The sequence below is a fragment of the Glutamicibacter sp. FR1 genome (assembly GCF_047300825.1).
Taxonomy (GTDB): domain Bacteria; phylum Actinomycetota; class Actinomycetes; order Actinomycetales; family Micrococcaceae; genus Glutamicibacter; species Glutamicibacter nicotianae.
The window spans coordinates 918,494-927,706 of the sequence record NZ_CP178602.1; the positions used below are offsets into that span (position 1 = coordinate 918,494).

Sequence of the window (9,213 nt, forward strand, 5' to 3'; positions counted from 1 at the left end):
TTGTTCTTTTGATCCACCCTAGTGCTGCAGATCTCAATGAAATAACTGGGGAAGGAGTCGGCGTAACTATTCCCCCGCTTCAGTGCCAACCCAGTTGCGGGCCCACGTGCTTGAGCACCGATTCGATGACATGTGCGTTGTAATCGACGCCCGGCTGGTTTGGAACTGTCGCGGCAAACCTTGATACGTTCCAGCCGGTGCTTCGAATGCTCTGCCATCTGGCTCTCCTGCACACAGAGAACCAGCCCGCGCCTTGCGGCAACGGGCTGATCATGATGTGGCTATGATGGCACGGTCAATCCAGGCGCACCATCCTTCGTTGTGCTACCGCCAACCTAATTGCGGAGCAACATGCTTGAGCACCGATTCGATGACGTGCGCGTTGTAATCGACGCCCAACTGGTTCGGAACGGTCAGCAGCAGCGTGTCGGCTGCGGCGATCGCTTCGTCCTCGGCCAGCTTCTTGGCCAGCTCATCGGGTTCGCCGGCGTAGGACTTGCCGAAGACCGCACGGGTCTTCGCATCGATGTTGCCCACCCGGTCGGAGCTGTAGCGGTCGCGGCCGAAGTACTGCCAGTCGCGCTCGTCGGTCAGCGCGAAGATGCTGCGGCTGACCGATACCCGTGGCTCGCGGGCATGGCCGGCATCTTTCCAGGCCTGGCGGTAGAGCGCGATCCGCTCGGCCTGCTGGACGTGGAAAGGCTTGCCGGATTCATCGTCCTTCAGCGTGGAGCTTTGCAGTTTCATTCCCAGCTTCGCCGCCCATACTGCGGTGGCATTGGAGCCCGAACCCCACCAGATGCGCTCGCGCAAGGTGCTGGAGTGCGGTTCGATGCGCAGCAAGCCGGGAGGGTTGGGGAACATCGGCTTGGGACTGGGTTCGGCGAAGCCCTCGCCGGAGAGCACTTCGAGCAGCCGCTCGGCGTGGCGGCGGCCCATGTCGGCATCCGATTCGCCTTCGCGGGGCTCGAAGCCGAAATGCCGCCAACCGTCGATAACCTGCTCGGGCGAGCCGCGGCTGATGCCCAGCTGCAGCCGGCGATTGGAAATCAGGTCAGCTGAACCTGCATCCTCGGCCATGTACAACGGGTTCTCGTAGCGCATGTCGCGATTGCAACACTCGTTCACGTAAGCTGGTTGCATGGTCGAACTGGTAGCACTGAGGAAGACGAACGAGGTGGCGGCCTACGTCCGCGCTTCCATGGACCGCAAGGGCGACCGCTGGACGGTCGATACCCAACTGAGGAAGATCAGGGCGCTGGCCGAGGCCAAGGACTGGAACGTCGTCGAGGTCTACGAGGACAACGCGGTGTCGGCGACGAAGAAGCGCCGCGCTGGCACCCGGTGGGCCGAGATGCTGGACGACGCCCGCGCGGGCCGGTTCTCGATGGTGGTCGCCGTGGACATGGACCGGCTCCTGCGCAGCACGAAGGACCTGAACACGCTGATCGACCTCGGTCTGCGCGTCGTCACCGTGGACGGCGAGATCGATCTCTCGACGGCGGACGGCGAGTTCCGGGCGACGATGCTCGCCGCTCTCGCCCGGTTCGAGGCGCGTCGCAAGGCCGAGCGACAGATCAGGTCGAACGAGCGCCGACGTGCCGAGGGCATCCCCACGTCCGCCTGGAAGGCGTTCGGATGGTCGAGGGAGGGTGAGCTGATCGAGGAAGAGGCCGACGCGGTTCGGCGGGCCTTCGACGCGTTCCTCGGCGAGCCGTCGCTGTCGATCCGGCGCATCCGCGAGGACCTGAACAGCGCTGGTCACCTCACCGCCCGCGGCTCGGAATTCTCCGTCGATGCCGTGCGCTACCTGCTCGCGAACCCGCTTTACTGTGGCTACATCAAGCACTACGCATCCGGCGAGCTGTACCCGGTGCGGGGCGAGGCGTTCCCGCCCATCGTCAGCGAGCAGACGTGGCGGACCGCGGTGGCGAAGCTGGAGGACAACGTGCGGAGGTCGGCCAGGCAGGGCAACCAGCCGAAATACCTCCTGTCGACGATCGGGCTGTGCGGGAAGTGCGGTGCGACGCTCGTCTCGGGGACGAACAGCCGCAAGCAGCCGACGTATCGCTGCGGCGAGCAGTTCCACCTCACCCGCCAACGCGAGCCCGTCGATGCGATGGTCACCGAGGCAGTGCTCACCCGCCTGTCGTCGGTGGACGTGCACGACCTCGTGATGCCGCAGGAGGACGACGGGCCGGACCGCGAGGAGCTGCTGACCGAGCGGAACGCCCTGGTCGAGCGCGTAAAGGAGCTGAGCCCGCTGCTGCGCGACATCCATCAGCCGGTCCTGGAGATCACCGCGGCGATCAACGACGTGAAGGTCCGCATCGACGAGATCGACGCGGAGCTGCTCGACCGCTCGGTATCCGTGGCGGCGAAGCTGCTGGCAGACGTGGAGGAGGCGGTCGGCACCGCGGAGCGTCGCGAGGTTGTCGAGTCGAAGTGGAAGGCGTTGGACATAGACCGCCGCCGGATGCTCGTGGACGAGCTGGTGACTGTGACCATCGAGCCCATCGCGCCCGGTCACGTGAAGTTCGACCCCGACCTCATTCGCATAGAGCCGCGTCGCGACTGACTCATGAGTCAACTCGTCATTGCAATGGTGAGTCGACTCGTGGGAGAGTGGTTGCAGACAAGAAGATCCCACCGGGGCCGCGACTTAGAAGCGCGGGGTTCTGCTCCCGGATGAGTAGCCGGTCAAACAGCCCAACTACCGTGGCGGGGAACCGGAAGATACTCATATCTGAGGACTTCCGATGTCTGTCGTTATCGACGTTCCCCGCGCATCCGCGCTTGACTGCCCTGCTCTCGATCAGGACTCGTCTCCCGTTCCGCATGCTGATGGGCTCGATCCCGTCATCGCCGCCGCCCGCGCCGCCGGTCGCCGAGCCGGTGAGCGCCTGGCACTCACTCCGCTGACGCCGCGACAGCGCGCCGCCGTCGCCGCCGTGATGGGCGGTGGTCGCTGATGAGCGCGAACTCCGCCGCCTTCGATCACCTGACCAGCTTCCGCTGGCGACAGGGCGACCCGTCCCTCGCCGATGGCGAGGCCCAGCTCTACGACCTCGGCGTGCTCCGCTCCGTGCTGGAGGAGGCCGTCGAGATCGCCGTCGCCGACGCCCGCGCCGACGGGGTGACCTGGGCCAGGATCGGCGACGCCCTCGGCGTCACGCATCAGGCTGTCATCAAGCGCTACGGCCGGGGCGGTGGTCGCTGATGCACGCCGACGCACGCAACCTCAGCACCGCACCCGCCGACCTGACCCCGCCCGGAGGGCCTGGCCTGGCACCCGCCGAAGGCGGGCTGCCCATCGCCGTGATGACGGTCCGCAGCCGTGCTTCGCACTCCAAGAGTTTCGGGGGCCTCATTCGTTCCTACGGGCGCGGCAAGGGCTTGTCGATTGCCGCGCCTTGCAACAACGCGCCTGGTCAGAAGCCGATTCCGTCTTCGCTGCGTCGCGTCGCCTCGCGGGTTCATTTGAGGTCTCATTTGGGGGTCAATACGGGGTCATTTAGGCGCCGCACCCCCTCTGCGGCCCTCCACGCCGCCTGCGACGGGGGTGGTCGCCGTGGCTAAGCAGGAGAACAACCCGACGAGCATCGGGCTCACGCAGTACCTCGATCCGTCGTACTGGACCTGGGCTGCCGAGGACCCGAACGGGGCCGCGCTGCTCGAGCAGGGAGCCGGGGCGATCCTCGCCTACGTCGCGCAGCGGCTCGAGGCCATCGGCTGCGAGGTCATCGAGGCCTACGGAATCGTGCACGACAAGGATGAGCGCGAGGTCTGGAGCGACACGGAGAAGGCTCTGGTGGTCGAGCCGAAGCCCGATCACCTGCACGCGGTCATCAAGTTCGCCAGCCGTGCGAAGAGCGCGCCGCTGGATCGGCTCGCGTTCGGCATCGGCGTCGAGCCCCAGTACGTCGAGAAGCCGGGCCGCGGTCGGTACGCCTTCGACAACATGCTGTCGTACCTGACTCACGTGAAGTATGCGGACAAGCATCAGTACGCGCCGTCGGAGGTCGCCACGGTGCGCGGGCCGGACTACCTCGGGATCGACGCCCAGCGCCGGGAGACCTGGCTCAAGGGGCGCGCCCACGTGAAGAAGAAGGTCGTCGCGGAGAACTTCGAGGACATGCGGGAGCGGGTGCTGCAGGGCGAAATCACGCGGGATCAGATCATGCTCACGGACGAACTGTTCGACATCTACTCGCGGCATCAGCGGGAGATCGACGACGCGCTGTCGGCCTACGGCCAGCGCCGCGCGTACCGGGCGGCCGCGAAGCTGCGCGCCGGTGCCTTCTCGACGCACGTGGTGTTCGTCCACGGGGATGCCGGGATCGGCAAGACTCGGTTCGCAACGGATTTCATCACCGAGGCGATTAGCGCGGCCAATGCACATGGCGAGCGGTGGCAGGTCTACCGTGCCGCGACGGGGAACCCATTGGATGACTGGCGGGGCGAGGAGGTGCTGCTGCTGGACGATCTGCGGGCCTCGGCGATGGACGCGAACGATTGGCTGCTGCTGCTCGATCCGTATAACGCCTCGCCTGCGAAGGCTCGGTACAAGAACAAGGGCGAGGTGGCTCCGCGCCTCATCGTGATTACGGCGACGATCGAGCCGGTCGAGTTCTTCTACTACGCCCGCCAGAAGGGCAACGTGGACGAGGCGCTGGACCAGTTCATCCGCCGCCTGGCGTCGGTCGTGAAGGTCTACCGCGCCGACGACATCAACCGCTACCTCGTGCAGCACATCGGGAAGATCGAGCCCTACGAGTGGCACCAGTGCAGCATCCCGACCGCCGCGCACACGCCCGGCATGTACGGCAACGCGTACCACCAGAACGCCGGGTCGCGGGAACTGACGTACGGTCCGGAGACCTCGGCGGAACACGACGCGGACGGTGCGGTCGCGGAGCTGCTCAGCGGGCTCGCGGTGCGAAGTCCGGACGTGCCGCTGGCGCTGATCGAAGGTGCCGCATGAGCACCGATCAGCATTCGCTCTTCCAGGGGGTCGAGGGGGCCGGAGGCCCCTCGCAAGCAGGGCTGGAGGACACGAGCGTCAGCGATGTGTCCGACAGGCCTACTGCTTGCCACTCTGGCGTACAGGTGGAGCAGCAGACCGACTCCCAGGTGAACACCGGTCGGGCTGATGCGGAGGCTGTGCGTCAGAGTCACGGCGGCGCGAAGCGTCGTCGTGGGGGCCGCGCGAAGCTCGATACCGACTTCGGGGAGGAGACGCTCGCGGCGCTTCGCACTCGTGCGAAGCGGCTCGGGCTGGCTCCGAGCACGTGGGTACGGACCGTCGTACGCGATGCCCTCCACGCCTCCCGCTCGGAGGAGTTGGACGCCGCCGTGGCGGCGCACCTGCTCGGGGTCGAGACGCGCGTGCAGGCCTCAGCGGACGCCCGCGAGCTGGCCGCCCAGGTGCGCCCGCTGGCGATCAACGTCAACGACCTGGACCGCCGCGCGCGGGCCGGTGAGCCGGTGACGCTCTCCGCGGAGGTGCCCGAGCTGGTCGAGCTGCTGCGCGAGGCCCGCGAGCTGCTCGGGGATCGGACGGCCTCATGAGCACCACGCACTACAGCCCGAGCGCCAGCGCCGCCGACACGGAGCGCTACATCCGAGGCAGGGAGGACAAGCGCGGGGTCGCTATCACGTGCGACGTGCCGGGAGGCCCCGGCGCGTTCGCCCGCCGTGCTCAGGCGCTCACGCAGAACACCAAGCGGCATGTCGAAGCACTGCACTACCGCCAGTCGTTCAGCGATGACGAGTTCGACCCGAAGACCCCGGAGGACGTGCAACGGGTGAACGATCTGGGCTACCAGCTCGCGAAGAAGATGCACCCGCGCTCCGACTGCCTCGTGGTCACCCATACCGATGGCCGCGGCGGCAAGGCCCACAACCATGTCCTGGTCATCAACCACGACAACGAGACGGGTAAAGCCCTTTCGGACTACCGCACGTTCCACGACCGCAAGGCCGGGAACCAGAAGGGCGTCCAGTCTTCCAACGACGAGCTGATGCGCGAGCACGGGCTCTCGGTCGTGAAGCGGCTGGAGCACGCGCCGAAGGACTGGGAGCTGCGCCGCGAGGACTTCGCTGAGGGCGGCCTCGACCGCGAGATGGGCGACCGGATGAGTGCCGCCCTGGCGGATCCCCGCGCGACGGACAAGGCCGGTCTCGAAGCGGTGATCGCGGAGCAGAACCAGCAGCTCGGCGATGACGGCGACCGGGTGCCGCGGATGCGGCTGCACACCGCCGTGAGCAAGCGCGGGAAGAACGTCGGCAAGGAGACCTGGACGCTCTACATCGAGGACCGCAGGGGCGAGTCCGGGCGCGCCGAGCGCCGCAAGCGCACGAGCGCACTCTCGGCAGATTTCACGCCGGAGGGCGCGCAGGCGTTCTTCGACTACCACCAGCAGCAGAAGGAGCAGGAACATGAGCGCAGCGCTCGACAGGCTGAAGCAGCAGAACGAGCAGAGCGGATCGCCGCAGCAGCTTGGCAGTCCGGACATGATGGAGACCTTGACCTCGATCCTCGCCGCCGTCGAGGCGCAGAACGCGAGGATCGACCGGCTGACCGAGCAGCAGAAGAAGCTGGCGGGCTTCGTGAAGGTCATGGACGAGGAGCTGGCGAAGCGCATCGACCGGGCGTCGACCTCGCAGCAGTCCGTCGGCATGCCTCCGCAGATCGAGAGCGTCGAGAGCAGGCTGAGCGAGATCGAGAGCACGCTCAGCGAGTTCGTGAAGAGTCTCGACGGGAAGCGGCTGAGCGCCGCCTCGCAGAGTTTGATCGCCGAAGCGCAGAAGAATCACGCGGCTACGGCCTCGGCGATTGACGGGCTCAAGGCGCAGGCGGCTGCGAACCAGAAGCTTGTGGGCCAGGTCGGCGGCGCGGTGCAGCGCATCGAGAAACGGACCGAGGATCGGGTCGCGAAGGCCGTCGAGCAGGTCGCCGGGGAGGCAGGACAGGTCGTCACGGCGAAGCTCGACGCCTCGAACGCCTGGGCCGAGCGGATCATCGCCGCCACAGCGAAGCTCGAAGCGCGTCAGCTCTGGAGTGCCGCCGCCGCGATGTGCCTCGCCCTCCTGCCGGTCGCCGTGGTCGTCGCCGGGCTCTGGATGGGCATCGCCGGGCTCATCACAGGCACGCAGTGGGCGCTGGACGTTGACGGGAGCGTGTGGCTCGGCATCGGGCGCTGGCTCGTGGTAGCCGTGGGCATCGCCGGGGCCGGCTACGGGCTCTTCGCGTCCGCCCGCTGGGTCGCCGGCCTCGTAGAGACCTGGCGGGGGCGCGGGTGACTGGCGCTTCTCCTGCTGTGCAGCGTGAGCCAAGAAGGCGAGGTCGAGTGGCTCGACCTGGGCCTATGTCATTCAGATGGCTAGTCTTGATCACCGGAGCGTAGTGATTACCTCGGGTATTCCAATCGACCAGTCGAGTAGACGCTGGTGCCACTTGTCCAAGCGCGACCGAGCCGCGTCTGGGAGCTCTGGAGCACGGTCCCACTCCTCCCAGTCACCACTGGCGAGCCATCCGATGCATCCGACGATTCGGTAGGCCAGGAGCAGGTCACGAGGCACGGGGCGGTCGTACCCCTCGAAGAACGAAGAAGGGAGACCGTCGAGTCCGTGGAGGTAAGCGTGCTCATCAAGTGCGGAGAGTTCGGCCAGGGGCTGGCCAACACGTGGGAAATCCCAGTCGATCAGCCGCGCTTCGTCTTCGTTGACGACGATGTTCAGCAGGTTGACGTCGCCATGAAGCACGCTCGGTCGGGCGGTACGGATCTGAGTCGCCCGGTCAGCGATAAAGCACCTCACGTGTTCGAGAGCACCGCGCAGTCGCGGACGATGCTTCTCGACCCATGGACCGCTAGCAGCGAGGTTGTCGAGCAAACTCTCGACCGGATCGGTAGTTCGTAGGCTCAAAGAATCTGCATCGATTGTTCCCTCAAGTGAGGCGGGAAATGTGACGGCGTGCAATTCGGCCAGGGCAGCACCGGTCCTTCGCCATGCCGTGCGGTCCGCTGTACCGTTCGCGACTGAATCGGCCAGTGTTTGACCGGAGATGTACTCCCAAAGTGCGGCTCCAGCGTCATCAGATGCAAAGAGCTTCGGTGTGTTGATGCCGTTGGCGCGCAGGAAGTCGACTCGCCGACGCGGTGACGTGGTAGCCACTCGGCTCTGCCGCATGACTACCATGCGGCCATCGGTCAATTCGGCCCTCATCAGCCTGTTGTCTAGCCCATTGCCGTCGCTGTCAATCGTTTGGACTGAGACAGGAGCAGGCAAGCCTGAAGCCGCGATGAGTCGATCCATCACTTCCAGCGGGGCACCAGAGTCTCCATCATCCATGCCATCCATCATCTCAAATCAGAGTCCAGGACGTAGGGTTCTGCTGGCACTGAACGCGGTGAGCGGAACCTGCCCCCCAAGTCGACGACCTCTCAATGAGGGTGCACCTACGTACGATGCTGACCCCGAGCGATTACCGAAGCTGATGTTGTCGTTACAGGTGGAGAAGGATGCGAAGCCAGTCCGATAGCCGGTGTTACAGCAGAGATATGCGCTAGCGCATGTCGATCACGCCGGTGCCGATCTCAATGCGGCTGGTCCGTGCGCCGATGGCGGCGAGCAGCGGGAACGGGGAAGCGTATCGCTGCGCGAAGTGGTGCACGCGGAAGTAGGCGCCGTCCGCGCCGAGCTCCTCGGCTGCGACTGCCAGGTCGATGGCCTGCAGCAGTGCGTCGGATGCTGAGCGGGTGCCGGATTGCGGATGGTCGGTCCAGTGGCCGAAGGACAAAAAGCCGATGTTCTTCATGCTTGGGGCAATAAGCGGCCGCATCCCGTTATTCCGCGGCGGACCAGCACGGCTAGCGGCGCAGCAGCCGCCTATCCGAAAGCCCTGAGGCCCTATCCGGCTCCGCGTCGTTCATGCTGGACCAGATGCTGTCCAGGGAAAGGTCCAGCACTGCTGCAATGGCGGCGATGGTTGAGAACGCGGGAGTGGCTACGCGTCCGGTCTCGATTTTCCGCAATGTTTCAGGGGAAAGCCCGGCCTCGAGCGCGATATCGAGGATGGTGCGTTCCCCGCGCGCCCGCCGAAGCAGTGCACCAAGGTTCTTTCCCTGCTCGATTTCGCGGGGAGTAAGCGGCAATCTGACCATGGAAAAATTATAGTACCGGTAAAGTTTGACCGGTATAATAATTGGA

General features: G+C 65.8%; 9 protein-coding genes and 2 pseudogenes. 7 read left to right on the forward strand and 4 right to left on the reverse strand.

Annotated elements, in window-relative coordinates:
* Positions 1-324: 324 nt before the first annotated feature.
* Positions 325-1,107: pseudogene (locus tag ACLQ8T_RS04365) on the reverse strand (LLM class flavin-dependent oxidoreductase); the annotation flags it as partial.
* Between the two features lie 34 nt (positions 1,108-1,141).
* Between ACLQ8T_RS04365 and ACLQ8T_RS04370 the strand changes: the two are divergent.
* From ACLQ8T_RS04370 to ACLQ8T_RS04400, 7 genes are all read left to right on the forward strand, one after another.
* Entirely contained in the window at positions 1,142-2,578 is a 1,437-nt protein-coding gene (locus ACLQ8T_RS04370) for a recombinase family protein (RefSeq protein WP_413455805.1), read from the forward strand.
* Between the two features lie 181 nt (positions 2,579-2,759).
* A complete protein-coding gene (locus ACLQ8T_RS04375; RefSeq protein WP_006215449.1) occupies positions 2,760-2,972 on the forward strand; it encodes a hypothetical protein in 213 nt (70 codons plus the stop codon).
* The gene (locus tag ACLQ8T_RS04380; RefSeq protein ID WP_006215448.1) at positions 2,972-3,220 is read left to right on the forward strand and encodes a hypothetical protein; all 249 of its coding nucleotides are present in this window, start codon (positions 2,972-2,974) and stop codon (positions 3,218-3,220) included. Before ACLQ8T_RS04375 ends, ACLQ8T_RS04380 begins: the two co-directional genes overlap by 1 nt.
* Before the next feature lie 342 nt (positions 3,221-3,562).
* Positions 3,563-4,984 carry a Rep family protein gene (locus ACLQ8T_RS04385; RefSeq protein ID WP_040004150.1) on the forward strand — a complete coding sequence of 474 codons (1,422 nt, stop codon included), beginning with the start codon at positions 3,563-3,565 and terminating at the stop codon, positions 4,982-4,984.
* Positions 4,981-5,571: a hypothetical protein gene (locus ACLQ8T_RS04390; RefSeq protein ID WP_413455806.1), complete on the forward strand. Its 591-nt coding sequence runs from the start codon at positions 4,981-4,983 to the stop codon at positions 5,569-5,571. The genes ACLQ8T_RS04385 and ACLQ8T_RS04390 overlap by 4 nt, the downstream gene beginning before the upstream one ends.
* Before the next feature lie 95 nt (positions 5,572-5,666).
* Positions 5,667-6,842 carry a relaxase/mobilization nuclease domain-containing protein gene (locus ACLQ8T_RS04395; protein WP_413455807.1) on the forward strand — a complete coding sequence of 392 codons (1,176 nt, stop codon included), beginning with the start codon at positions 5,667-5,669 and terminating at the stop codon, positions 6,840-6,842.
* Positions 6,793-7,305: a hypothetical protein gene (locus tag ACLQ8T_RS04400; RefSeq protein ID WP_141786424.1), complete on the forward strand. Its 513-nt coding sequence runs from the start codon at positions 6,793-6,795 to the stop codon at positions 7,303-7,305. The genes ACLQ8T_RS04395 and ACLQ8T_RS04400 overlap by 50 nt, the downstream gene beginning before the upstream one ends.
* Positions 7,306-7,395: 90 nt before the next feature.
* Here ACLQ8T_RS04400 and ACLQ8T_RS04405 read toward each other — a convergent pair whose 3' ends face one another.
* From ACLQ8T_RS04405 to ACLQ8T_RS04415, 3 genes and pseudogenes are all read right to left on the reverse strand, one after another.
* Complete coding sequence (locus tag ACLQ8T_RS04405) at positions 7,396-8,367, reverse strand: phosphotransferase family protein (RefSeq protein ID WP_211350532.1); 972 nt, start codon at positions 8,365-8,367, stop codon at positions 7,396-7,398.
* Between the two features lie 205 nt (positions 8,368-8,572).
* Positions 8,573-8,821: pseudogene (locus ACLQ8T_RS04410) on the reverse strand (LLM class flavin-dependent oxidoreductase); the annotation flags it as partial.
* A gap of 52 nt (positions 8,822-8,873) precedes the next feature.
* Entirely contained in the window at positions 8,874-9,167 is a 294-nt protein-coding gene (locus tag ACLQ8T_RS04415; RefSeq protein ID WP_413455808.1) for a helix-turn-helix domain-containing protein, read from the reverse strand.
* Between the last annotated feature and the right edge of the window lie 46 nt (positions 9,168-9,213).

Coding starts and splice junctions, on each gene's coding strand:
- ACLQ8T_RS04375 (WP_006215449.1), top strand. CDS start 2,760: ATGTCTGTCGTTATCGACGTTCCCCGCGCATCCGCGCTTGACTGCCCT.
- ACLQ8T_RS04380 (WP_006215448.1), top strand. CDS start 2,972: ATGAGCGCGAACTCCGCCGCCTTCGATCACCTGACCAGCTTCCGCTGG.
- ACLQ8T_RS04405 (WP_211350532.1), bottom strand. CDS start 8,367: ATGATGGATGGCATGGATGATGGAGACTCTGGTGCCCCGCTGGAAGTG.
- ACLQ8T_RS04415 (WP_413455808.1), bottom strand. CDS start 9,167: ATGGTCAGATTGCCGCTTACTCCCCGCGAAATCGAGCAGGGAAAGAAC.
- ACLQ8T_RS04390 (WP_413455806.1), top strand. CDS start 4,981: ATGAGCACCGATCAGCATTCGCTCTTCCAGGGGGTCGAGGGGGCCGGA.
- ACLQ8T_RS04370 (WP_413455805.1), top strand. CDS start 1,142: ATGGTCGAACTGGTAGCACTGAGGAAGACGAACGAGGTGGCGGCCTAC.